Origin of the sequence: Pseudomonas trivialis (assembly GCF_036864995.1) — a bacterium.
Lineage (GTDB): Bacteria > Pseudomonadota > Gammaproteobacteria > Pseudomonadales > Pseudomonadaceae > Aquipseudomonas > Aquipseudomonas trivialis.
The window spans coordinates 737,988-762,086 of record NZ_CP142151.1 but is presented as its reverse complement, the minus strand read 5'-3'; the positions used below and the strand labels follow the sequence as shown (position 1 = coordinate 762,086).

The following is a 24,099-nucleotide window of genomic DNA, read 5'->3' as shown; positions in this document are numbered from 1 at the left end:
GAACTGTAATAGCGGACTCACCTTCTCGTTAAGCTGTAATTTTTAAACTCACTTACTCGGCACCCTTCATCTCTGCGGCTTTTGTATAGCTCCTTTGGAACAGAGATGAATATTTACGCCCCCGTCGGGGCGTTTTTTTTGCGTTGAACTTCAGCGACCAAATGTCACACCGGCCTTACATCACTTGACCCTAAAGCCTCTTCACGTTTGAGACTTCCCCTACAGCTAACTCAGAGCCTTCTGTGAGGCCATATCATTTCCCTATTCTTGAAGGAAAATCCCTATGCGCATCCTGATTGTCGAGGACGAACAGAAAACTGCCTACTACCTGCAGCAGGGCCTGACCGAAAGCGGTTATGTCGTCGACTGCGCCGCCAGCGGCATCGATGGCTTGCACCTGGCGCGGCAAAACGACTATGAACTGGTGATCCTCGATGTCAACTTGCCCAACACCGATGGCTGGGAAGTGCTGGAGCAATTACGCCGAGACGGCAACCAGCGCGTGATGATGCTGACGGCACGCGGGCGCCTGGCCGACAAGATCAAAGGCCTGGACATGGGCGCCGACGACTACCTGGTCAAGCCCTTTGAGTTCCCCGAATTACTGGCCCGCGTGCGCACCCTGTTACGCCGCAGCGAACATATTCCGCTGCCGGAGGTACTGCGCGTCTCGGACCTGGAGTTGGACCCACGCCGGCATCGAGCCTACCGCGGCAATCGACGCATCGACCTGACCACCAAGGAGTTCGCCCTGCTGCATGTGTTGATGCGCCAGACCGGCGAGGTGATGACCCGCACGCAGATCATTTCCCTGGTGTGGGACATGAACTTCGATTGCGACACCAACGTAGTGGAAGTGTCCATCAGCCGCCTGCGCGCCAAGGTCGATGACCAGAGCGAGGTCAAGCTGATCCATACCATTCGCGGCGTAGGCTATGTGCTGGAGGCTCGTCAATGAAAACCATCAGCCTGTCGACGCGCCTGGGGTTGATGGTCAGCCTGATGGGCGCCTGTCTGGTGTTGCTGCTGGCTACCCTGGCCTTTCTGGTGCTCGACCACGAACTGGACACAATGGCGCGCAAGAGCCTGGAAAACAAGATGGAGCTGATTGAGCACAGCCTGACCATGAACCTCAACACACGGGAGATCGCGAGCCACAACCATCCTCTGCCGGACCTGGTGATGGGACACGACAATTTCTACCTGACCATCATAGGGCCGTCACCTAACGCCGAAGTGCTGCTCAGTATCGGCACCCAGGTTCAGGAACCTTTGATAACAGACTTTACCGCCAGTGAAACCCTCGATTATCTGACTTGGACCGACGGGCGCGGCAACCAGCAGCTCGGTGCCTCACGTCTGATTCGCCTGCGCAGTGGCGAGAATGTGCGGGTGCTGCTGACGCGAGACCGTACCGTTGACCAGGCGTTGCTCAATGCTGACCTGCGCTCCACCCTGCTCGTTCTGCCGTTGCTCCTGGTAATGATTGGCCTGGGCGCCTGGTGGCTCGCACAGCGCGGGCTGGCACCCTTGAAGCAGTTCAGCAACGTCGCAGCCAAAGTCACCACCCAGGACCTGACGCATCGTCTGGCTGTGGACAACCTGCCAAAGGAATTGGCGGAGTTGGCACAGGCGTTCAACGTGATGCTCGACCGGCTGGACGCTGGGGTCCAGCAGCTATCGCAGTTTTCCGACGACCTCGCCCACGAATTGCGCGCGCCGCTCACTAACCTGATGGGCAAGACCCAGGTGACCCTCTCACGCCCGCGAGCGCCAGATGCGTACAAAGCGGCGCTGGAGTCCAACACCGAAGAGCTGGAGCGCCTGGCCCGTATCGTCTACGACATGCTGTTTCTGGCTCAGGTCGGCCACCCATCCGCCCGCGCGTCGTTCACCACGGTGTCGCTGGCGCAGGAAGCCGAGCGGGTAATGGAACTGTTCGCCTTGAGCGCCGAAGACAAGCACCTGAACCTCACCCTGAGCGGAAATGCCCAGGTACAGGGTGACCGCCTGATGATTCAACGTGCGCTCTCGAACCTGCTGTCCAACGCAATTCGCCATAGCCCGGAGGGTGGGTACATTCCTCTGCGCGTAGAAGCAGGCGCCAACACCATTTGCGTATCGATAAGCAACGCGGGGGCAGGCATCGAAGCTCATCACCTGCCGCATGTATTCGAGCGTTTCTACCGTGCCGACAGCAGCCGCGCGCGCACCGAGGGCGGCACTGGCCTGGGCCTGGCCATTGTGCAGTCGATCATGGCCCTGCACCAGGGGCTGGCCGACGTACACAGCCGGCCAAGTGGCTTTACGCAGTTTCGACTGGTGTTTCCTCGTCCTTGCGGTGCGCCCACTGATACAGGGCCGGCAACACCAACAAGGTCAGCAACGTCGAGGAAATAATCCCGCCGATCACCACCGTGGCCAACGGCCGCTGCACCTCGGCACCGGTGCCGGTGGCCAGGGCCATGGGGATGAACCCAAGAGACGCCACCAGCGCGGTCATCAATACCGGGCGCAGTCGGGTCAGCGCGCCTTCGTTGATCGCCAGCGCCAGCGAATGCCCTTCTTCGCGCAGATTGCGGATAAAGGCGATCATCACCAGGCCATTGAGCACCGCCACGCCGGACAACGCGATAAAACCCACGCCGGCCGAGATCGACAGCGGGATATCGCGCAGCCACAGGGCCATGATCCCGCCGGTCAGCGCAAACGGAATCCCGGTGAATACCAGCAAGCCGTCCTTGATGTTGTTGAACATCATGAACAACAGACCGAACACCAGCAGCAACGCCACCGGCACCACGATGCGCAGGCGCTCCGACGCTTCCCTCAGTTGCTCGAACTGGCCGCCCCACGAGGTCCAGTAGCCCGTCGGTACTTTCACCTCGCCGCTGATTGCGACCTCGGCTTCTTCCACGAACGAACCGATATCCCGCCCGCGCACGTTGGCACTGACGATCACCAGGCGCTTGCCGTCCTCGCGACTGACCTGATTGGGGCCCAGTACCAGGTCGAGACTGGCCACTTGCGACAACGCGATAAAACCCAGTTGCCCCGAAGGGCTGCCCGCCAATGCCTGCACCGGAATCAACAGGCGTGACAGCCCATCAATGTCGGTGCGCAGCGTGTCGGACAAGCGCACGACCATGTCAAATCGACGGTCACCTTCGTACAGCGTACCGGCCTTGCGCCCCCCGACCGCGACGGCAATGGTGTCCTGCACATCGCCGGCATTGAGACCAAAGCGCGCCGCCTTTTCGCGGTCGATGTTGATCGTCAGCACCGGCAGGCCGGATGTCTGCTCCACCTTGACCTCAGAAGCGCCATCAATTTTGCGCAGTGTTTCGGCGATCTCGCCGGCGGTGCTGTTGAGCACCGCCATGTCATCGCCAAATACCTTCACCGCCACATCGCTGCGCACGCCTGAGATCAGTTCGTTGAAGCGCAGCTGGATCGGTTGCGACAGTTCATACGCGCTGCCCGGCACTATTTCACTGGCGCGCTGAATATCGGCGATCAGTACTTCGCGGGACTTGTTCGGGTCAGGCCATTGCTCCTTTGGTTTGAGCATCAGGTAGCTGTCGGAAATATTCGGCGGCATCGGGTCGGACGCAATCTCTGCCGTGCCCGTGCGGGCAAACACCCGCTCGATTTCCGGCACCTGTGCCAGCAAGGTTTTTTCCAGTTGCAGCTGCATTTGCACCGATTGCGTCAGGCTGGTGCCGGGCACACGCAGGGCCTGCTGGGCGAAATCGCCTTCGCTGAGGCTGGGGATGAACTCGCTGCCCATGCGGTTGGCCATCAGACCGGTGCCAACAATGGTCAGCGCCGCCAGTGCGAAGACCAGCGGCCGACGCGTCATCACCCAGTCCAGCACCGGCGCATACACCTGACGCGCGCTGCGCATCACCAGATTTTCCTCTTCCTTGACCTTGCCGGTGACAAACAACGCAATTGCCGCCGGCACGAAGGTCACCGACAGGATCATCGCACCCAATAGCGCGATGACCACAGTGAACGCCATCGGGTGGAACATCTTCCCGGCCACGCCGGTAAGGGCAAAGATCGGCAGGTACACCACCATGATGATCAGTTGCCCGTAGATCAACGCCCGCCGCGCTTCCTTCGCGGCGGCGAATACCTCGTGCAGGCGCTCGCTGCGGGTCAGCAGGCGGCCGTGGCGATGTTGCGCCTGGGCCAGGCGGCGGATCGAGTTCTCGACGATCACCACCGCACCGTCGACGATAATGCCGAAATCCAGCGCGCCAAGGCTCATGAGGTTGGCGCTGACTTTGTTGGTGAACATGCCGGTGAAGGTGAACAGCATCGCCAGCGGAATGACCATCGCAGTGATCAGCGCCGCGCGGATATTGCCCAGAAACAGAAACAGCACCGCGACCACCAGCAGCGCCCCTTCGAAGAGGTTGCGCTTGACCGTGGAAATGGCCTTTTCGACAAGGTTGGTACGGTCGTATACGGTTACCGCCACCACCCCTGCGGGCAGCGAACGGTTGATCTCCTCGAGTTTCTTCGCCACCGCCTGGGACACGCTGCGACTGTTCTCGCCGATCAGCATGAACACCGTGCCCAGCACTGCTTCGCGGCCGTTCTCGGTGGCTGCGCCGGTGCGCAGTTCGCGACCGATCTCGACCTGCGCCACATTGCGCACGCGAATCGGCGTGCCGTCCGTCGAGGTAATGACGATATTGGCAATATCGTCAATGGACGCCACCTGCCCCGGCGCGCGGATCAACAACTGCTCGCCACTGCGCTCGATATAGCCGGCGCCGACATTGGCATTGTTGCGTTCCAGCGCCGTGACCAGGTCGCTCAACGTCAAGTTATAGGCCGCCAGACGCTTGGGGTCCGGGGCGATCTGGTATTCCTTGGCGAACCCGCCAATCGTATTGATCTCCGCCACGCCCGGTACGTTGCGCAGTTGCGGCTTGATGATCCAGTCCTGGATCACGCGCAGATCCGTCGGCGTGTAGGGTGTGCCGTCCTCCTTGCGGGCGCCCTCCTCGGCCTCCACGATCCAAAGGAAAATCTCCCCAAGCCCGGTAGAAATAGGCCCCATGGCGCTCTCGATGCCTTCGGGCAATTGCTCGCGAGCCACTTGCAGACGCTCGTTGACCAATTGCCGGGCAAAGAACACGTCGGTGCCGTCCTTGAAAATTACCGTCACCTGCGACAACCCCGAACGCGACAGCGAACGCGTCTGCTGCAGGCCCGGCAAACCGGCCATGGCGGTTTCGATGGGAAAGGTGATGCGCTGCTCGGTTTCCAGCGGCGAAAACCCCGCCGCCGCCGAGTTGATCTGCACCTGAACATTGGTGATGTCGGGTACGGCGTCGATAGGTAATTTCTGATAGCTGGCGATGCCGACACCGGCCATCAACAGTACCGCCAGCAGCACAATGATGCGCTGCTCGATGGCGAATTGAATAAGGCGCTCAAACATGAAAAATCACTCGCGGAATCAATGACCGTGCTCGGCCGAACTTTTGCCCAGTTCGGACTTGAGGATAAAGCTGCCGACCGTGGCCACCTGCGCCCCTGCGTCCAGGCCCTGGCGCACTTCGACGAAGCCGTTTTCACGCATGCCCAGCTCGACATGACGAATGATGAAGCCGCTCGGGGTACGCTCGAATACCGAGGGCTTATCCTCCACCGTCTGGATCGCCTCCTGCGGCACAGTGACCCTGGCCTGAGCGGTGTCGGTGGCCAATTGCACGCTCACAAACAACCCCGGGCGCCAGGCATCGTCGGGATTGGGCACGCTGACGCGCACGGTGGCGGTCCGTGTCTGTTCGCCCAACAGGTTGCCCACGTAGGCCACGGTGCCTTGCACCTGAGTGCCCATTTCCGTGGAACTGACGATCACCGGCTTGCCAACGCGGACCTTGTTCAAGTCTTTGGGAAATACGCCGAACGTGACCCACACCTGGGACAGGTCCGAGAGGGTGAAGGCATTGCTGGTCTCACTGACCACTTCGCCGACACCCAGGTGCTTTTCCACCACCACCCCGGCGAACGGGGCGCGCAGCTCATAGCGATTGCCGCCGGCCGAGCCAGCGTTGCCGCTGAGGGCGGCCATCTTCTGGCGGGCGTTATTGCGCGCGATCTCGGTCTCCACCAACGTCTGGCGTGCGAGCAGGTAGTCCTGCTCGGCAGAGATTTTGTCCTGCCACAACTGACGTTCGCGCTGGAAGGTTATGCGCGCCAGCTCGACCCGCCGCTCGCTGGCGGCCAGCTCGCTGCGCTGATCGGAAATCTGCTGGCTGGCGATCACCGCCAGCAACTGGCCCTGCTTCACCGATTGGCCGAGGTTGACGCTCACGGACTCCACCACGCCCGCCGCGCGCGGAATAATGTGCGAGGTACGATCTTCGTCAAAACGCACCTCGCCCGGCAGTGTCAGCAGCGTGCTGATCGGACGGGGCTGGGCCTTGGCAAGCTGAATACCGGCGGCCTGGACCTGCTGTTCGGTGAGTTCAAGCGTGCCGTCCTCCTCGTCGCCATCGGCAAAGCCGGCTGTCGGCCAGGCCAGTATCAGCGCGATGACAAGCGCCACACCGTGTGGTTTGTTCATGGGTTGCTCCTGGAAAAATCAAAACTGGACGAGATCGCCGTATATCCGCTCGAGGCGCACCCAGGCGTCGGTCGCCTGGGCGGTGGCCGTCAGGTATTGGGTGCGGGCGGCAATCAAGGTGCGTTGGGCGTCGAGTACGTCGAGGAAGTTGAACTTGCCCATCTCGAAGCCACGGGTCGCGCTGTCCACGGCGCTTTGAGCGGCGGGCAGGATTTGTTGGTTGAAGGTGTGCACTTCGTTATTGGCGGTTTGCCACAAGGCCAGGGCCTGAAGGGTTTCGGCGCGCAGCCGCAGTTCAACGGCGTTGCGCAGGTCGCGCGCCTGGTCGGCACGGCGGTTGGCGGCGAGCACGTTGCCCTGGTTGCGATTGAACAAGGGGATCGGCATCGAGACGCCAACGAGATTTACGCGCTCGCGCGTGCTGGCGTCATACTGGCTGCCAATGGACACATCCAGATCGGGAATACGCTGGGCTTTCTCCAGATCTACGCTGGCTTCGCCCTGGCGGATACGCAGTTCGGCCAGTCGCAGCTCAGTGGTTTGCTCAACCCGCTCCAGCAGTTGCGCACCGGGCGGCGGGGTCGGCGCGGATTGTTTTGGCGCGACGACAGCGTCGAAGTCCGGGGCGGCGCTGCCGGTGCTGGCGGCGAGTTGGCGATAGGCATCGTTGAGGCCGACCTGCGCACGATTCAGCTCCAGGCGAATCTCCGACAATTGCACCTGTGCTCGGGTGGCCTCCACCGGGGACGATTTGCCGGCGGTAACCCGGCCGTTTGCAATCACCAGCCCGCGCTCGGCAAGCGCCAGTGAGCGTTGCGCCAGATCCAGCCGTTCCTGGGCACGCAGGGCGCCGTAGTAGCTGTCGATCACATCGGCGCGCAGGCCGTTGCGCTGCTGCTCCAACGCCAGCGCTGCGGCGACCTGGGCCTGTGTCGCCACGTCAATCCGCGCACTGCGCTTGCCTCCCAGCTCAAGGGTCTGGCTGAGTTTGACGGTGGTGCTACGGGAATTGCGACGGGTGTCCTGGACATCCCAGGAGGCGACCGGATTGGGGATCAACCCGGCCTGCTGACGGCCGCCCTGGGCGATATCAATTTCCCATTGCGCAGCCGCCAGGTCCGGGTTGTTGGCGAAGGCGGTCTGCAGGGCTGCATCGAGGGTGAGGGTTTGTGCCTGGGCAACGCTTGCGGCCATCCACAACGCCGTCGCCCCCAACAGTGTTCCAACGGTAATGTGCATAACGAGAGTTCCACGCCCATGAAGTCGCTGAGGGTTCCCAGCGAGGGCAATGTAGCTATCGCGACTTATCAGGGTGGTGGAGGCAAAATTACAAATCTGACAGGCGACGGTCAGGCATGCACGTCGTCATGCTTATCGTGATGGAACCCCGCGCTTTCGACCTGCAAGGTGACATGGGAAATATCGAATTGTTCGTGCAGCAATTGCGTTACCAGGCTGAGAATCTGCTGTTCGCTGCCCGATGTCGGTGCAGCCACCAAGTGGGCACTCAGCACATTCTTGCCACTGGTCAGGGCCCAGATGTGCAGGTCGTGCACGTCCTCGACGCCGTGCACACTGCGGATGCCTTGCTCGACCTGATCGATATCAATGCCTTGTGGCACGCCTTGCAGCAGCACGTTCATGCTCTCCTTGAGCAACGTCCAGGTACGCGGCAACACCCAGAAACCGATAGCCGCCGCCACCACTGAGTCGACCCAGCCCCAGCCGGTAAGCATGATCACCAGCGCCGCGATGATCACGCCGATGGACCCGAGCATGTCGCTCCACACTTCCAGGTAGGCGCCCTTGACGTTGAGGCTTTCGTCGCTGGCCGAACTGAGCAGGCGCATCGAAATCAGATTGACGATCAGCCCCAGCAACGCAATCACCAGCATGCCGGTGGACTGGATCTCGGCGGGCGCCCGCAACCGTTGCCAGGCTTCATAGAGGATGTAGAACGCCACGGCAAACAACAGCAGCGCATTGAACGCCGCAGCAAGAATCTCGAACCGCGCATAGCCAAAGGTACGCCGGCGGTCGGCCGCGCGCTTGGCGACTTGAATGGCCACCAGTGCAATCGCCAGGGCCACAGCGTCGGTCATCATGTGGGCGGCGTCGGACAGCAGCGCCAGGCTGCCGGTGACGAATGCGCCGATGACCTCGGCAATCATGAAGCTGCTGGTCAGGCACAAGGCGATCCACAACTTGCGTTCGTGGCCGGCGCGTACCTGGGCCTGGTTATGTCCTGCGCTCATTGAATGTCCTCGCGATTACGGTGCGGCTGATCATAGAGCTATAGGCCAAATCCTCGGCATGAGTTGCAAAATTGTCACCTTTGCGCCAACTGGCCGTTATTTTGATCGCACCAAAAACACCCATGAGCGCTCTGCCGCCGGTTTATCGGGTATGCTTTTCTGCAGAAATATAAAGAAACATATCGGCCAAGGAGTCTTGTTTTGGAGTTATCGACTGCCGCGTGGATGTTCCACGACACACGCCTCATGCTCTGCGTGCTGCTCGCCATCGCCAGCATTATCGTGCTGATCAGCGCGACCAGGCTGCCGCCGTTCCTGTCGATTCTGATCGGCACCTTTATCGCCGGCGTCGGCGCCGGCCTGCCGCCGGAGGAAGTCGCCAAAGCCTTCAGCAAAGGCGCCGGGGCAATTCTCGGTGAGGCGGGGATCATCATTGCGCTGGGCGCGATGCTCGGCGCGCTGATGGCCGAATCCGGCGCGGCCGACCGTATTGCCACCACCCTGCTCGGGCTGGGCAAAGGCAAGTCATTGCCGTGGGTGATGGCGCTGGTGGCGATGGTGATCGGCTTGCCGCTGTTCTTCGAAGTGGGCCTGGTGATGATGGTGCCGATCATCTTTGTGATGGCCAAGCGTTCGAACCAGCCGCTGCTGAAAATCGCCATTCCGGCCCTGGCCGGCATGACCACCCTGCACGCCCTGATGCCGCCGCATCCGGGACCGCTGATCGCAGTGGGTGCGTTGCACGCCGACCTGGGCCTGACCATGTTGCTGGGTTTTTGCCTGGCCGTGCCTGCGGTGATGCTTGCCGGTCCGATCTATGGCAACTGGCTGTCCAGGCGCCTGCATGTGGATGCACCGGCCGACATCGGCGCATTGTTCAGCGCGCCGCCCAAGGCACCGCGCCAACCCGGCTTTGCGGTGTCGTTGCTGATCATTCTGTTGCCGGTGATTCTGATGCTGGGCAGCACGCTGGCCAAAGTCGCCCTGCCGACGGAAAGTAGCCTGGGCCTGACGTTGAAGTTCCTTGGCGAGCCGCTGATCGCCCTCGCCCTGGCGGTAATCGCCGCAGTGATCTGCCTGGGCTGGGCCGCCGGCATGCCTCGCGCCGACGTCGGCAACACCTTGCGCAAAGCCATCGCTCCCATCGCGGTGCTGTTGCTGACCATCGGTGCCGGTGGCGGCCTCAAGCAGACCCTGCTCGACGCGGGTGTGAGCCAGACCATCAGCAAGGTCGCCGAAGGCGCGCACATGCCTTATCTGCTGCTGGCGTGGCTGATTGCCGTAGCGTTGCGTCAGGCCACCGGCTCGGCGACGGTCGCGACCACCACCACAGCTGGCATCCTCGCGCCAATGATGGCGGGACTGGCTGCCACACAAAGCTCACTGGTAGCGCTGGCGATTGGCGCAGGCTCGGTGTTCTTCTGCCACGTCAACGACGCTGGCTTCTGGATGGTGCGCGAGTATTTCGGCTTGCAGTTAAAGCAGACGATCTGGGTGTGGTCGGTACTGCAGACGATTGTTTCGGTGGTGGGGTTGGTGGGTACGTTGGTGCTTTGGCACTTTTTGACCTGAGCCTCAGCCCGCCAGAGTGTGGCGCTTGCCAAACAACGCCACACTCACCACGCCCACACCCCCCATCACCACGCCATACCCCACGCACACCCACGGGCTGGTCGGCATCAGCGCGATCAGCAACAGCGGCGTGGTACTCGCCCACAGTGCATAGGCGATGTTGTAGGTGAAGGAAATCCCCGACACCCGCACCGGCGCCGGAAACAGCCCCACCATCACCGAAGGCACCGCACCCACCACGCCGCAGCACAGGCCCGCCAACGCATACGCCGCGCCGAGCCAGAGGCCGCCGTTGATCAGGCTGGTGTACAAAATCGCGATTCCCGCCGGCAGCAACAGGCTGTACACCAGCACCGCACGCCAGGCGCCGATGCGGTCGACCAGCAGGCCGGCCAATACGCAGCCGATGTTCAGAAACACGATGCCCAGCGCGCTGAGGGCGAACGTGTGGCCGGGGCTCATGCCGAAGGTTTTCTGCATCATCGTTGGCGTGATGACCACCAGCACCACCACGGCCGAGGTGAGCACGCAAGTGAGGACCATCGCCGGCAGCAACACGGCGCGGTGCTCGCGCAGCACGGTGCGCAGCGGCAGTTCGGCAGCGGCCTGGCGGCGCGCCTGCATGTCGAGAAACACTGGGGTTTCGTTGAGCCAGCGGCGCAGCCACACACCGATCACTCCGAATACGCCGCCGAGCAAAAAGGGGAAGCGCCAGGCATAGTCGAGAATTTCCGACGGCGTGAAGACCTGCGCAAGAAGCGTCGCAGTGAGCGCGCCGAGCAGGTAGCCGAAGGTCAGGCCGGCCTGCAAAAAACCCAGGGCGTAGCCGCGATGAGCAGGCGGCGCGTGTTCGGCAACGAAGGTCCAGGCGCTTGGCACTTCGCCGCCCACGGCAGCGCCTTGCAACACACGCAGCGCCAGCAGAATCAGCGGTGCGAAATAACCGATTTGCGCGTAAGTGGGCATGATCCCGATCAGCAGACAGGGCAAGGCCATCATCAGGATGCTCAGGCTGAACACGCGCTTGCGCCCCAGATGATCGGCAAAGTGCGCCATCAGGATGCCGCCCAACGGGCGCGCGAGGTAGCCGGTGACGAAGATGCCGAAGCTCTGAAGCAGGCGCAGCCACTCGGGCATTTCCGGCGGGAAGAACAACTGGCTGAGGGTCAGCGCGAAAAACACGAAGATGATGAAGTCGTAAATTTCCAGGGCCCCACCCAGAGCGGCCAGGCCCAGGGTTTTGTAGTCGGAGCGGGAAAAGCGCTGCGCCTGTGCAGGAAAGGTGGCAGTCATGTGCAAGCTCGGCAGACAGACAAAATGGCGTGCAGGTTAGGAGCTGAACCGGATCATGGCAATCACGACAGATATATTTGTTTTGCTCATTGATCGATGAAGATAACTACATTCCCAAATCAATGGCCGTGGAGCAACATGCCGCAAAACCGCCGCCCCCATAATAACTACAAGAGGAAGCCCCCATGGCCGATGCCATTGAAGAAAGCCGCTATGCCCGTTTTGCCCTGCGCTGTTCCAATTTCGCCGAACGCTGGTTTCCGGACTCCTGGGTGTTTGCCGCGCTTGCAGTGATTGTCGTCGCCGTGGCGACCCTGGGCATGGGCGCCGCGCCGACCGACGCCGCCAAAGCCTTTGGCGATGGGTTCTGGAGCCTGATTCCGTTCACTATGCAGATGGCCTTCGTGGTGATCGGCGGTTATGTGGTCGCCAGTTCGCCGCCAGCGGTCAAGCTGATCGATCGCCTGGCACGCATCCCGAAAAACGGCCGCTCGGCCGTGGCCTGGGTGGCCTTGATTTCCATGGTCGCGTCGTTGCTCAACTGGGGCCTGTCCCTGGTGTTCGGCGGCTTGCTGGTGCGGGCGTTGGCCCGGCGCACGGATTTGCGCATGGACTACCGCGCGGCCGGTGCTGCGGCTTATCTGGGGCTTGGCGCAGTGTGGGCGCTGGGGCTGTCGTCGTCGGCCGCGCAGTTGCAGGCCAACCCGGACAGTCTGCCGCCGTCGATTCTGGCGATCACCGGAATGATCCCGTTCACCGAGACCATTTTTCTGTGGCAATCGGGTGTGCTGCTGCTGGCGCTGATCGTGGTGTCGCTGATCATCGCCTACGCCACCGCACCCGGCCCGAACAGCGCCCGCGATGCCAAGGCCTGCGGCGTCGATCCGGCGTTCAACCTGCCCAAGGTCCAGGCGCCCACCCGCCCCGGCGAATGGCTGGAACACAGTCCGCTGCTGACCATCCTGCTGGCGCTGCTGGCGGCCGGTTGGCTGTTCCACGAGTTCTCGACCAAGCCTGCAATCAGCGCAATCTCGGGGCTCAATACCTATAATTTCCTGTTCATCATGGTCGGTGCGCTGTTGCACTGGCGCCCGCGCAGCTTCCTGGATGCAGTGGCCCGCGCCGTGCCGACCACCACCGGCGTATTGATCCAGTTTCCGCTGTACGGCTCGATCGCCGCGCTGATGACGGTGGTCAAGGGCGGCGACGGCCAGACCCTGGCGCACCATATCTCGCTGTTCTTCACCTCTATCGCCTCCCACGACACCTACGCGCTGTTGATGGGCGTGTATTCGGCGGTGCTGGGTTTCTTTATCCCGTCGGGCGGCGGCAAGTGGATCATTGAAGCGCCTTACGTGATGCAAGTAGCCAATGACCTGCAATACCACCTGGGCTGGGCGGTGCAGATCTATAACGCGGCCGAAGCGCTGCCGAACCTGATCAACCCGTTCTACATGCTGCCGCTGCTGGGAGTACTGGGACTGAAGGCGCGGGACTTGATCGGGTTTTCGTTTGTGCAATTGCTGGTGCACACGCCGCTGGTGCTGTTTTTGCTGTGGGCGTTGGGGACGACGCTGGCGTACGTGCCGCCGGTGATGCCATAGAAACAGTTACAAGCTGCAAGCTTGGAGCCAGGAACCAGCAGCTGCCTTAATGCCGTCATATTGCACTGCTACCGTCCTGCGAAATATCTTGCAACATTTCGCCAGGGACTCCCGCAATGAGTGACGAGTACGAAGACCGCCCTTCCGCCGATTCCGTTGCACAACCGCCGGTAGATACCAGCCGTCGACGTTTCCTGGGAGGCGCGGCGGTGCTGGGGGTGGGCGCCACCTTGAGTGCCTGCGGCAATACCAGCGAAGCGCCGGGCAAACCGGCGGATCGACCGCTCACGCCACAGGAATTGGACAAGGCGTTGCGCGACCAGGTGAAGACCGTGGTGGTGATCTACGCCGAAAACCGCAGTTTCAATAACCTGTTTGCGGATTTCCCCGGCGTGGAGAAACCGCTGTCCGCACTGTCCGCTGCCCAGACTCAGCAGCGCGACCGCGACGGCACGGTGTTGAACAGCCTGCCGCCGACCTGGGGCGGTGTGTTGCAGGTCGGCCCGCAAAGCGTCGACGGCGTGACTTATCCCAGCGAAGTGCAATTCCAGGAAAACCTGCCCAACGCGCCCTTCGCCCTCAAGGGCCCGAATGGCGCGGACCTGCCTTTGAGCCTGGTCACCCGCGACCTGTGGCACGTTTTCTACCAAAACCAGATGCAAATCAACGGCGGCAAGAACGACGGCTTTGTGGCCTGGGCCGACTCAGGCGGCCTGGTGATGGGCCATTACGCCCAGAGCCGTTATGCCCTGCGTCTGTGGGACGTGGCCAGGGAGTTCGTGCTCTGCGATAACTTCTTCCAGGGCGCGTTTGGTGGCTCGTTCCTCAACCATCAATACCTGATCAGCGCCACCGCGCCGTTTTATCCGAACGCTGCCCAATCGGTGGCCAAGGCGCAGATCGCCACACTGCAAAGCGATGACCCTGCCGACCCGCGTCTCAAACCGCTGGATGCATCCCCGGCCAGCGCCATGACCGGCCCGCCGCAGTTCGGTCCCAGCGCCCTGACCCCGGACGGCTACGGCGTAAACACCCTGGCGCCGCCCTATTGGCCGACCTGGATCCGCGACCCGCAGAACCCGGATTACTCCAAACCCGATCTGCCCAATGTGCTGGTGCCGCAAACCCACGAGCACATTGGCGACAAGCTGTCTAAGAAAAACATCGACTGGGCCTGGTACGCCGGTGCGTGGCAGGCGACCCTGGATCAGTTCAAGGACTCGGGCGGTATCCCGAAAATCCCGAACTTCCAGTATCACCACCAGCCCTTCAACTACTTCAAGCAACAGGGGCCGGAAAATCGCGCCGAACGCGACAAGCGCCTGCGCGATGGCGGCCTGGGCGATGAATCCAGCACCAATAAATTCTTTGCCGATGCCGAGGCAGGCAAGCTGCCTGCCGTGACGTTCTACAAGCCCCAGGGCAACCTCAACATGCACGCCGGTTATGCCGACGTGGCCTCGGGCGACCGTCATATCGCCCGCGCCTTGAAGGTGCTGCAGGAAAGTCCGCAATGGAAAAACATGGTGGTGGTGGTAACCGTCGATGAAAACGGCGGCTGGTGGGACCACGTGGCGCCGCCCAAGGGCGACCGTTGGGGCCCCGGTACGCGCGTGCCGGCGCTGGTGGTGTCGCCGTTTGCGCGCAAGGGCATGGTCGACCATACGGTGTACGACACGGCCTCGATCCTGCGGCTGATCACGCGGGTATTCCAACTGGAAACACTGGACGGCCTCAAGCAGCGCGATGACGCAATGAGTGCCCGAGGCCAGAAGCCGATGGGGGATCTGAGCAATGCATTGCGCTTCGACCTCTAAGGCGCTTATCCAATAGCGACACCGGCAGCGATTTAGCACGCGGTTTTCCTGGCCAGCCGCTACTGTGTGCAGGTGGGCTTTTCACCCGCGCAGACGGGCTTTCGCTGACAAGGAATCGACTATGTTTAAACAGACCAGGCTGTCCTGCACCCTGATCGCACTGCTGACCAGTGCGGTCGTACAGGCCGACATCAACGTACCGCTGGGGAGCACCCAGCGCGTCACGCAATTATTCGCCTTCCCCAATAACTGCAACGTCATCTGCTTCAAGCCGTGGACGCTGGAGCAAACTGCCGAACACTACCTCAACCAGAGCCTGCAACGTGACGGCTATAGCCGCGCCAAGGTCAGTGTCAAAACCGACGGAGACCAACTGACCGCCACATTCAGCGGGGTACCGGATACCTACGGCCAGCCTCTCACCCAGTTGCTCAACACCGCCGATCTGGCCTACCAGGGCGCCAGCAAGCTGAACAGCGACGGTAAATGGGCCTACAACTGGTACCTGTTCCTGCCGCTGGGCATGGCCCTGGAAAACCGCAAAAGCATTGAGCTGTTGCACTTTCCGCCGGATTATTCGTTGACCCACTTCCAGGACTACCTGGAATCGGCCACCACCGACCGCTGGGCCGCACTGCTCACCGACAACGGCGTGCCGGCCAGCGAAACCCCGGCCTACCAGACCATCATCGACATCGCCCCGATTGCCGCGCCGTCCAACGCGGGCAAGGACCTGGAAAACGTCTACGGCTATTTCACCGACTACCAGACACGCATGGTCAGTGAACTGAGCCTGCGGCCCGACGGTGCACTGCCCCTGGTGGCGTTCGGCGCGCCGGTGCGCAGCTGGATCAAGCAACAATACGGGCAGACCGTTGATGTGATGGGCCTGGCGCAGATCAGCCCGGTGGCCGGCAAAAGCGTATCGGTACTGGGCGCCAACCACCCCAGTTACATCTGGTACGCGGCGGACCCGGCGAGCTATGGCGGTAACGAACAGAAAGCCGACGAAGCCGGCCTGAAGGTAATGGGGCAGGATCTGAGCGCGGCCTGCTGGCAAGCCGGCATGGGCCGCAAGCCGGCCAGTGATCCCAATGTGTTGCTCCAGGCGTGCAACACCACGTGGCAGGTCACGCGCAAGGAGCAGACCTGCGAACTGTTCTACACCTCGGTACGCTCGCTGACTCCGGAACAGGCAAATGCCAAATGCGCCACTGCACCGATCAAGGCGCAGTTGAAACAGCTGAAGAACCCCGCACCCGCAGCTCTCCTGCCGGCGCCCGCGCTGTAGATTGCACACCGGCGAGCCGATTTCTACTGCCGAATATGACAGTAGAAATCAGCCCCCCAATGTTAGCGACACTGCGACCTTAGACATCACCCAGCGGGCGCAGGCGATACTGCGGCGGCAGTTGCTCGAAGCCGCTGATGGTCGTGTTCAGGCTTTTCCAGCGGCCATCCTTGATGCCGTAGATACAGCCGTGGATCGACAGGCTCTGCCCACGGTGCCAGGCGTTTTGCACAATGCTGGTGTGGCCGACGTTGGCCACCTGCTGGATCACGTTCAGCTCGCACAGGCGATCGACCTGCTCTTCTTCAGTAGGCAGCTGCGCCAGCACTTCGCGGTTTTCGTAGTAGAGATCACGAATGGTGCGCAGCCAGCCATCGATCAGGCCGAACTGGCGATCCTGCATCGACGCACGCACGCCGCCGCAGCCGTAGTGCCCGGTGACGAGGATGTGTTTGACCTTGAGCACATCGACCGCGTACTGGATCACCGACAGGCAATTGAGGTCAGTGTGCAGCACCACGTTGGCCACGTTGCGGTGCACGAACAGATCGCCTGGCAGCATGCCGACGATCTCGTTGGCCGGTACGCGCGCATCGGAACAGCCGATCCACAGGTACTCCGGGGTTTGCTGGCGGGCGAGCTTGGCGAAGAATTCGGGATCTTCCTGTTTGATCGCATCCGCCCAGCGTTCGTTGTTATCAAGCAGGTCTTGTAGTTCGTTCATCAGGGAAAGCCTCGGGAATGATGCGCAGCTGTGTGACTGACAACCCCTCGTCCGGGTCACGCCTGGCGCAAATTAGCTTGAATCTTTGGGGTGCAGAGCCTGTCCACACACTATAAGCCCCACAGTATGAGGATTGGCCATGACTGAATCACGACGTCCCTACGGCGCTACGCAGCCCGAACCGATTGACGATAACGAAGACCGCATGGGTTCGATGCGCGAGCTGGATTTTGACCAGGAAGACCAGACGGCGGAAATAGGCGATGAGATCCCGCGCGGCGAGCGCGAACATCTGATGCCCGAAGAGCGTGTGCGCGAAGCCGGAATGACCGGAGCGTCGACGGATGACCATGAGTCGACTGACGATGATATGAGCCCGGAAACCCTTATCCATGAGGACGGCGCGCGGGATGCGCGAGAGGCCGGGGAGGACAACCCAGCCGACTTCGACCTCAGCATTGTGGATGAAGATGAGATCGGCGGCGGCAATGGCCTGGATGAAGCAGAGCTGGCGGATATCGATCCGGTCGACGGCAACCGCTGACACCACACGGTTAGAAATGTGGGAGCGGGCTTGCCCGCGAAGGCGGTGTGTCAGTCAACGTCAATGTTTGCCGGGCCGACGTCTTCGCGGGCAAGCCCGCTCCCACACTGATCCATGCATTCAGTCGACGAGCGTGCAGGCCATGACGACTGCGTCTTCGCGGCCACCCACAGCCGGGTAGTAATCGCGCCGACGCCCAATCTCATTGAAGCCATAACGCTCATACAACCGGAACGCCCCGGTGTTGCTGTCGCGCACTTCCAGAAAGCATTCCCGGGCGTTGGCCGCATAGGCGCGGGACATCAAGTGCTCCAGCAACGCCAGGCCCAAGCCACGCCCCTGGTTCTCCGGTTTGACGGTGATATTGAGCAAATGGGCCTCATCCAGAATGATCTGCACCACACCGTGCCCCACCTGCTGCTCACCCTCGAACATCAGCCAGATCTGGTACTTGCCCAGCCCATCGAGAAAGATGCCGCGCGTCCAGGGATGGCTGAACGCCGCGTATTCGATTTTCAGCACGGCGTCGAGGTCGGCCTCGGTCATCGGGCGGAAGGATAAAGCCTCACTCATCGGTTGTTTTCCAGCGCGCCATCAGCCGGCGCATGGCTTGCCAGACATCAGCCTTACGCTGTGGCTCTTCCATTAATAATTCCAGGCCCGGCAAGGCCCATACCGAGCCCAGGCCTTCGACCTGCAGTTCGCGGTACCAGGCTTCGGCATTGGCTTCACCGGCAAAGCGCACGGCGGGCAGGCCGATCAGCCACAGGCACACACAGGGTTCGTCTTCCAGGCGTGCCGAGACAAAACCTTGCACAAAATCCCGCGCGGCGTTCGGGCCCTGATCCATGGTGCCGCGCACCAGCAACGGCCAGCGCACCGGGTCGCCGACGATCTGCGGGCTGTCGGGCAGGCCGGCGGCGCGCAGCATGTCCTTGAGCAGCATGTAGGCCGGGTCGCGGGTCTGGAAGCGCTCGCCGGTGGGCAGTTCCACCAGCAGCAGGCAACGCCCGGCTCGCAGCAGTTGCAGGGCAAAACGCGGCGGCGGCACCACTGGCGCCCTGGCCACCGACGTCGTGTCTTCGGCCACCATTGGTTTGGTCACTGGCGAAGGGCGCGGCACTTCGATTTTGGCCCGTTCGACCACCGGCCGCACCTCGGGCACAGGCTTGACCACCGCGACCGGCGCAGCGGCCTCCTCGCCCGAAGACTCGAACGCTTCATAGGGCTCTGGCGCCTGCAATAGCTCGGGCCGCGACGGTGCGGCAAACGGCAGTTCGGTGCGGGGCAGCCAGTTGACCACCTGCATGGCGGTCAAGTAAGCGCGACGTCGGGACTCGATAAGCACAGCTCGGCCACTTGTGGATAAGTAAAGAGCGGGGATTCTACCGCTGTTCGGCAACAATCGCCCACTGCGCGCTGACCGGCTGTGGATAAATCCCACTCCCGATGCAGTACAATCGCGACCTTTAATCGCCAACCAGCCGGCCTTTCCCATGATCGAACCCAAGCGCGTCCTGCGCGCCCTCGCCGAACACTGGGCCTTGCTTGAGCCACTGTGCGAACACTTCGACCAAGGCACCCTGAGCCTGGGCGAGCTGCGCGCGCAATTGGCTGCCCAACAACTGGACAGCACGCCCCAGGACATCACCAGCCTGCTGGACGTGTGGATTCGCCTGGACATCCTGGTGCCTGTGGCCAAAAGCCCGAACCGTTTCGAGCTCAACGCGCAGATCCACGACTTCCTCGCCTATTTGCGCAAAGAACACCGGCTTGGCCTGTGCCTGGAAATCGAAGCCTACCTGCGCCACCTCGAGCGTCTGGCCGGCTATATCCAGGACGCCTTTGACATCCGTGACGGCCACGACCTGGCCCGGCAATTGCGCCTGCTGGACATGCGCGTGCGCGACGTGCTGAAAAAACTCGCCAACGACGAACAGGCCCTCGCCGCCGTAGCCGATCGCGCCAAGACCAGCGACCGGCAGATCCCGTTGCGCCAGCGTTACGCCGAAGTCCTGGCGACCTGGGATGAATACGTCGAACCGATGATCCAGTTGGTGAACGCCGACGGTGCCTTCGAGCAAGGCGTGCGCAAGGTCGAGAATGTGCTGCTGCGCATGCTCACCGAGCAACAGCGCCTGGGCCATCTGGTGGACGACGACATGCTGCTGCGCACCCACGCGCGCATTCTCGAAATGCAGACCAGCGCCCAGTTGACCCTGCGTCACGCCCGCGAACTGCTGTTGCCGTTGCGTGAGGAGGCGCGCCGCCACAACGCGGTGACCCGTGGCGCGGCGCTGGCCCTGTCGGCGATTCGCCGCAAAGGCCTGGATGCGGTGCCGCAGGCGGCAATGCCGCTGTTCACCCGGCCGCAAAGCACCTTTCTGGGCAGTGCCAGCCAGGTCGAGGCCTACGTGTATGCCCTGGCGAATTTCGAGCCGAAACCGGCGCGTTTCCCCAAGGCGCACAAATCCCACAAGGGCCAGGCCCAACGCGCGCCGCGCACGGTCAAGGAAATGCTCGAACGCTGCGAAGACGCGCTGCCGATGCCCGACCTGATGACCTGGCTGCTGGAGCAGGAGCCGGACGGCGCCACCGACGAATTGTTGTACTGGTTCTCCCGCCTCTCGCGCGAAAAACGCTTCAAGCGCGAACGCCTGGAACGCCGCGATTACCACACACACGAGCACCAGGTCAGCCTGCGCTCATTCGCCCTGCTCCCGGCCGGCATAGACGCCGCCGAGCAACCTGCGAGTACACCTTATGCATCTTGATCTATCCGAACTGTCCCAGCTGGCGCCGATCTTTCGCGAGCTGTTCAAGGGTTACCACGTCAGCCGCCGCGACCCGGAGCTGTACGCGCAACTGTCGAACTTCCAGGACCAGTACCGCACGCTGTTCAAGGCCCTGGGCTTTGAGCTGGTGTGCGACACCCGTGGTTTCTATTACTTCGTGCCCGACTCCGCCATCGCCAGTGCGCAGGTCAACAAGACCGCCCAGCGTCTGGCGCTGTTCACCTTCATCATCGTCGAACACCTGGCCGACCAGGGCCGCGACCCGATTGCCGTGCTCGACGGCGGCAGCCTGGGGCGTGATGAACTGCCGTCGCTGCTGGATAAATACCGCGACCTGTTTATCCAGGCCGAAGTGCAGACCCAGGAAGAACTCGAAGAAAAAATCATGCGCCGCATGACCCAGCTGGGTTTTGCCAGCGAAGACAACGGCATCTATCGCTTCCTGCCGCCGATGCATCGTTTCCTCGACGTGTGCCTGTCGGTGCAGCAGGACCGCGACCTTGCCGCCAGCGTGCACAGCGTGTTGCCATTGCCAGCGCCGGTAATCATTGACCAAGACAGCGATGAAAAACTGCTGAAGACCGATGACCCGCTGGACTTGAGCGACTTCGAGGAAGAAAGCGAAGAGGACGCCCTGGCGCGTGCCATTGCCGAAGAACAGGAGACCGATGCATGAGCAAGGAACGCTACGGCATCCGCCGCTTCGCCCTATTGAACACCGCCGGTTACAGCCTGGGCCTGTTCCCGCTGGAAGAGCCGCTGTCGGTGTACGGCGCGAACAACCTGGGCAAATCCGCCTCGATCAACGCCCTGCAGTTTCCGATTCTGGCGCGCATGTCGGACATGAGTTTCGGCAAGTACACCCTCGAGCAATCGCGGCGATTCTACTTCGCCACTGACACCAGCTACATCCTCGTGGAAGTCTCGCTGCCCCACGGCCCCCATGTGATTGGCGTGGTCGGGCGCGGCCCGGGTGGCGGTTTCGGTCACCAGTTCTTCGCCTATGCCGGCAAGCTGGACCTGGCGCACTACCAGAAGAACGACACCTGCCTGCGGCAGAAAGAGCTGTTCACCAACCTTGAGAAAGAGGGCCTCAAGGCCTACGAACTCAAGCCGGATGAACTGCGGCGTTTGCTGGTGGGCGGTCACACTTCGATCCCGCTGGACCTGACGCTGATCCCGCTGCGTTCCACCAGTGAGCAGAGCCTGAAGACTTTCCGCGCGCTGTTTATCAACCTGCTGCACATGCGCGAAATCACCGCGGCCAAACTCAAGCAACTGTTCCTTGATGCCTTCGAACACAGCCTGCGTTCCGGCAGCGTGGATTACATCGCGGCGTGTGAAGAGGCCTTCCGCGACGTACGACGCATGGAGCAGGACTACAACTCGCTGGTGGCCGCCGGGCCACTGGTCGAGGCGCTGGCCAATGGCGTGCGGCAACGCGATGTGTTGCGCGGCAAGTTGCATCGCCTGTCACCGCTGCTGGATTCGCTGCTGGGCACCTGGTCGGACTACGCCAGTGCACGCAAGGAAGAGCTGACCATCCAGGCCGAGCACTACCGTAATGAGCAGGATGCACTGCAGCACGACCAGCGCGGCGGCACCCAGGAGCTGATGCGCCTGGAGCGGGAAATCAGCGGCATCCAGCGCTGGCTGGGCGAGCTGTCGGTGCTCAAGCATCGCTTTGCGCTGGTGGACGACGTGAAGATGCTGGAGCAGCAGTTGCTCGCGGCCAAGGATGCTCACGATGAATTGGCAGGTGCGCTGGCGCAGTCGCGGCAGTTCAGTGCCGAGGATCTGGACGAGCGTCTGCGCGACCTGGAAAAACGCCTGAAGTCGGTCAAGCAGCAGCTTGATCACGCGGACAACAACAGCTACGCCAAGCTGCGCGAAGAATTCTCACAGCAGGACGTCGAGCGTCTGATGCGGCTGTTCAACAGTTCGCTGTTCAGCCTGCCATTGGGTGAACATGGCATCACGCTGGATGAAGACGGCCAGTGGGTCAAATCCCTGGAGCGGATCCTCGATGGCTTCAAGGGCGAGCGCTTTGAGGTGCCGGGACTGTCCATCGACATCTCGCACATCGAACCACCCGCGTTGCAGGCGTTGGCGGATCGCGCGGCACTGCGTGATCAAAAAGAGCGTCTGGAAAAAGAGCTCAAGCAACTCAAAACCCAGCAGGCTGTAGCCTCCGACCGCGCAGCGAGCAAGACTCAGACCGAGGCGCTGTACCAGCAGGTGCTGGATGCGCAAAAGGCCCTGGAAGATTTCCGCCGCGCGCAGACCCTGAGCGCCGAGGAAGGCGAGAAGCTCGAACAGCTGGCGCAGATGGAAGCGGCGCAGGATGAGTTGAAGCGTTCCAGCGATGCGTTCACCGAGCGTGTCCAGCAATTGTCGGCCAAGCTGCAACTGGTCGGCCGCCAGATTGGCGATATGGAAGCCAAACAGCGCACCCTGGATGACGCGTTGCGCCGTCGCCAGCTGTTGCCGGCGGACTTGCCGTTCGGCACGCCGTTCATGGACCCGGTCGACGATTCCATGGACAACCTGCTGCCGCTGCTCAATGACTATCAAGACAGCTGGCAGGGGTTGCTGCGTGCCGATGGCCAGATTGAAGCGTTGTACGCTCAGGTGCGCCTCAAGGGCGTGGCCAAGTTCGACAGCGAGGATGACGTGGAGCGTCGTCTGCAACTGCTGATCAACGCCTATGCGCACCGTACCGATGAGGCGCTGACGCTGGGCAAGGCGCGGCGGGCGGCAGTCACCGATATCGCGCGCACTCTGCGCAATATCCGCAGCGACTACGACAGCCTGGAACACCAACTGGCGCTGTTCAACCGCGAGATCAACAAGCGACAGGTCTCCAACCTGCAGAGCTTCCGCATCGTGCTGGCACCGAACAAGGAAGCGCTCAAGCATATCGACCAGATCATCCACAGCGCCGGTCAGTATGAAGAAGGCGAGACCTTGTCGGTGTTCGATCTCAGCCAGAGCGCCGAGCAGGACAACAAGAACGAAGAGGCCAAGGAATACCTGGCGCGTCTGGTGGCGGCCAACCACAACCAGTTGGGCCTCAAGGACTTGTTCGAACTCGCGTTCGAGATCACCAAGGTGAACGGCCAGCCGGTAATTCACACGGACATCGATGGCGCCGCGTCCAACGGCACCACCATGACCATCAAGGCGCTGACCAACATGTACCTGTTGCTGCACTTGATGGACCGCGACCAGGCCGGGCGCGTGCGCTTGCCGTACTACCTCGACGAGGCAGCGGACATCGACGAGAAGAACCAGGCGGCGTTGCTGGAAACCAGTTTGCAGTTGGGCTTCGTGCCGATCCTGGCGAGTGTGAAGCCGCAGGTGTCCGCCCAGGTGGCCATCGACCTGGAAGGCGGCAGCGGGCCGAACGGGATCTACATTGACGAGGCGGACTGGAAGTACATCCGGCGTCATGATGAGGTGAAGGCGACGGTGATTGCGCAGGCGGAGTTGGATGAGGTCTGACTTGGCGCGTTGAAATGAAAAAAGGCCGCGATCTATGGATCGCGGCCTTTTTTGTGGTGCTGCAGAGGGCCTCATCGGGAGCAAGCCCCCTCCCTCATTTGGCTCGGT

General features: G+C 61.9%; 18 protein-coding genes. 10 read left to right on the top strand and 8 right to left on the bottom strand.

Annotated elements, in window-relative coordinates; all coding sequences use genetic code 11:
• The first annotated feature begins 283 nt into the window (after positions 1-283).
• Both VRB54_RS03145 and VRB54_RS03140 read left to right on the top strand, forming a co-directional pair.
• Entirely contained in the window at positions 284-958 is a 675-nt protein-coding gene (locus VRB54_RS03145) for a heavy metal response regulator transcription factor (protein ID WP_338479497.1), read from the top strand.
• Positions 955-2,400 (top strand): heavy metal sensor histidine kinase, encoded by a 1,446-nt coding sequence (locus VRB54_RS03140; protein WP_338479496.1) that lies wholly within the window; start codon positions 955-957, stop codon positions 2,398-2,400. The genes VRB54_RS03145 and VRB54_RS03140 overlap by 4 nt, the downstream gene beginning before the upstream one ends.
• On the opposite strand, the gene VRB54_RS03135 is transcribed toward VRB54_RS03140, so the two are convergent.
• The 4 genes from VRB54_RS03135 to VRB54_RS03120 all read right to left on the bottom strand — a co-directional run bounded on the left by VRB54_RS03135 (position 2,306) and on the right by VRB54_RS03120 (position 8,847).
• Positions 2,306-5,461: a CusA/CzcA family heavy metal efflux RND transporter gene (locus tag VRB54_RS03135; protein ID WP_338479495.1), complete on the bottom strand. Its 3,156-nt coding sequence runs from the start codon at positions 5,459-5,461 to the stop codon at positions 2,306-2,308. The genes VRB54_RS03140 and VRB54_RS03135 overlap by 95 nt on opposite strands.
• An 18-nt stretch (positions 5,462-5,479) precedes the next feature.
• The gene (locus VRB54_RS03130) at positions 5,480-6,592 is read right to left on the bottom strand and encodes an efflux RND transporter periplasmic adaptor subunit (RefSeq protein ID WP_338479494.1); all 1,113 of its coding nucleotides are present in this window, start codon (positions 6,590-6,592) and stop codon (positions 5,480-5,482) included.
• A gap of 18 nt (positions 6,593-6,610) precedes the next feature.
• Entirely contained in the window at positions 6,611-7,831 is a 1,221-nt protein-coding gene (locus VRB54_RS03125) for a TolC family protein (RefSeq protein WP_338479493.1), read from the bottom strand.
• A gap of 110 nt (positions 7,832-7,941) precedes the next feature.
• A complete protein-coding gene (locus VRB54_RS03120; RefSeq protein WP_338479492.1) occupies positions 7,942-8,847 on the bottom strand; it encodes a cation diffusion facilitator family transporter in 906 nt (301 codons plus the stop codon).
• A 201-nt stretch (positions 8,848-9,048) separates the two neighbouring features.
• On the opposite strand from VRB54_RS03120, the gene VRB54_RS03115 reads away from it, so the two are divergent.
• Positions 9,049-10,419 (top strand): gluconate:H+ symporter, encoded by a 1,371-nt coding sequence (locus tag VRB54_RS03115; protein ID WP_338479491.1) that lies wholly within the window; start codon positions 9,049-9,051, stop codon positions 10,417-10,419.
• A 3-nt stretch (positions 10,420-10,422) separates the two neighbouring features.
• Here VRB54_RS03115 and VRB54_RS03110 read toward each other — a convergent pair whose 3' ends face one another.
• Positions 10,423-11,712, bottom strand: coding sequence for an MFS transporter (locus tag VRB54_RS03110; RefSeq protein WP_338479490.1), 1,290 nt, complete (start codon positions 11,710-11,712; stop codon positions 10,423-10,425).
• A gap of 185 nt (positions 11,713-11,897) precedes the next feature.
• Here VRB54_RS03110 and VRB54_RS03105 point away from each other — a divergent pair, with 185 nt between their 5' ends.
• The 3 genes from VRB54_RS03105 to VRB54_RS03095 all read left to right on the top strand — a co-directional run bounded on the left by VRB54_RS03105 (position 11,898) and on the right by VRB54_RS03095 (position 16,424).
• On the top strand, positions 11,898-13,316 hold the full coding sequence (locus VRB54_RS03105; RefSeq protein WP_338479489.1) for a short-chain fatty acid transporter: 1,419 nt from the start codon (positions 11,898-11,900) through the stop codon (positions 13,314-13,316).
• Positions 13,317-13,432: 116 nt separating this feature from the next.
• The gene (acpA, locus tag VRB54_RS03100) at positions 13,433-15,133 is read left to right on the top strand and encodes an acid phosphatase (RefSeq protein ID WP_338479488.1); all 1,701 of its coding nucleotides are present in this window, start codon (positions 13,433-13,435) and stop codon (positions 15,131-15,133) included.
• 121 nt (positions 15,134-15,254) lie between these two features.
• The gene (locus VRB54_RS03095; protein WP_338479487.1) at positions 15,255-16,424 is read left to right on the top strand and encodes a hypothetical protein; all 1,170 of its coding nucleotides are present in this window, start codon (positions 15,255-15,257) and stop codon (positions 16,422-16,424) included.
• A gap of 79 nt (positions 16,425-16,503) precedes the next feature.
• On the opposite strand, the gene can is transcribed toward VRB54_RS03095, so the two are convergent.
• Positions 16,504-17,148 (bottom strand): carbonate dehydratase, encoded by a 645-nt coding sequence (can, locus tag VRB54_RS03090; RefSeq protein WP_338479486.1) that lies wholly within the window; start codon positions 17,146-17,148, stop codon positions 16,504-16,506.
• Positions 17,149-17,287: 139 nt separating this feature from the next.
• Here can and VRB54_RS03085 point away from each other — a divergent pair, with 139 nt between their 5' ends.
• A complete protein-coding gene (locus tag VRB54_RS03085; protein WP_338479485.1) occupies positions 17,288-17,692 on the top strand; it encodes a serine kinase/phosphatase in 405 nt (134 codons plus the stop codon).
• A gap of 120 nt (positions 17,693-17,812) precedes the next feature.
• Here the strand turns inward: VRB54_RS03085 and rimI are convergent, their stop codons facing one another.
• Positions 17,813-18,265 (bottom strand): ribosomal protein S18-alanine N-acetyltransferase, encoded by a 453-nt coding sequence (gene rimI / locus VRB54_RS03080; protein ID WP_003188286.1) that lies wholly within the window; start codon positions 18,263-18,265, stop codon positions 17,813-17,815.
• On the bottom strand, positions 18,258-19,001 hold the full coding sequence (locus VRB54_RS03075; RefSeq protein WP_338481041.1) for an energy transducer TonB: 744 nt from the start codon (positions 18,999-19,001) through the stop codon (positions 18,258-18,260). The genes rimI and VRB54_RS03075 overlap by 8 nt, the downstream gene beginning before the upstream one ends.
• 187 nt (positions 19,002-19,188) lie before the next feature.
• Between VRB54_RS03075 and mksB the strand changes: the two genes are divergently transcribed.
• The 3 genes from mksB to mksF are packed head-to-tail and all read left to right on the top strand — an operon-like array spanning position 19,189 to position 23,991.
• Positions 19,189-20,466 carry an Mks condensin complex protein MksB gene (gene mksB, locus VRB54_RS03070; RefSeq protein WP_338479484.1) on the top strand — a complete coding sequence of 426 codons (1,278 nt, stop codon included), beginning with the start codon at positions 19,189-19,191 and terminating at the stop codon, positions 20,464-20,466.
• On the top strand, positions 20,456-21,163 hold the full coding sequence (gene mksE, locus VRB54_RS03065; protein ID WP_338479483.1) for an Mks condensin complex protein MksE: 708 nt from the start codon (positions 20,456-20,458) through the stop codon (positions 21,161-21,163). The genes mksB and mksE overlap by 11 nt, the downstream gene beginning before the upstream one ends.
• Positions 21,160-23,991 carry an Mks condensin complex protein MksF gene (gene mksF / locus VRB54_RS03060; RefSeq protein WP_338479482.1) on the top strand — a complete coding sequence of 944 codons (2,832 nt, stop codon included), beginning with the start codon at positions 21,160-21,162 and terminating at the stop codon, positions 23,989-23,991. The genes mksE and mksF overlap by 4 nt, the downstream gene beginning before the upstream one ends.
• Positions 23,992-24,099: the final 108 nt, after the last annotated feature.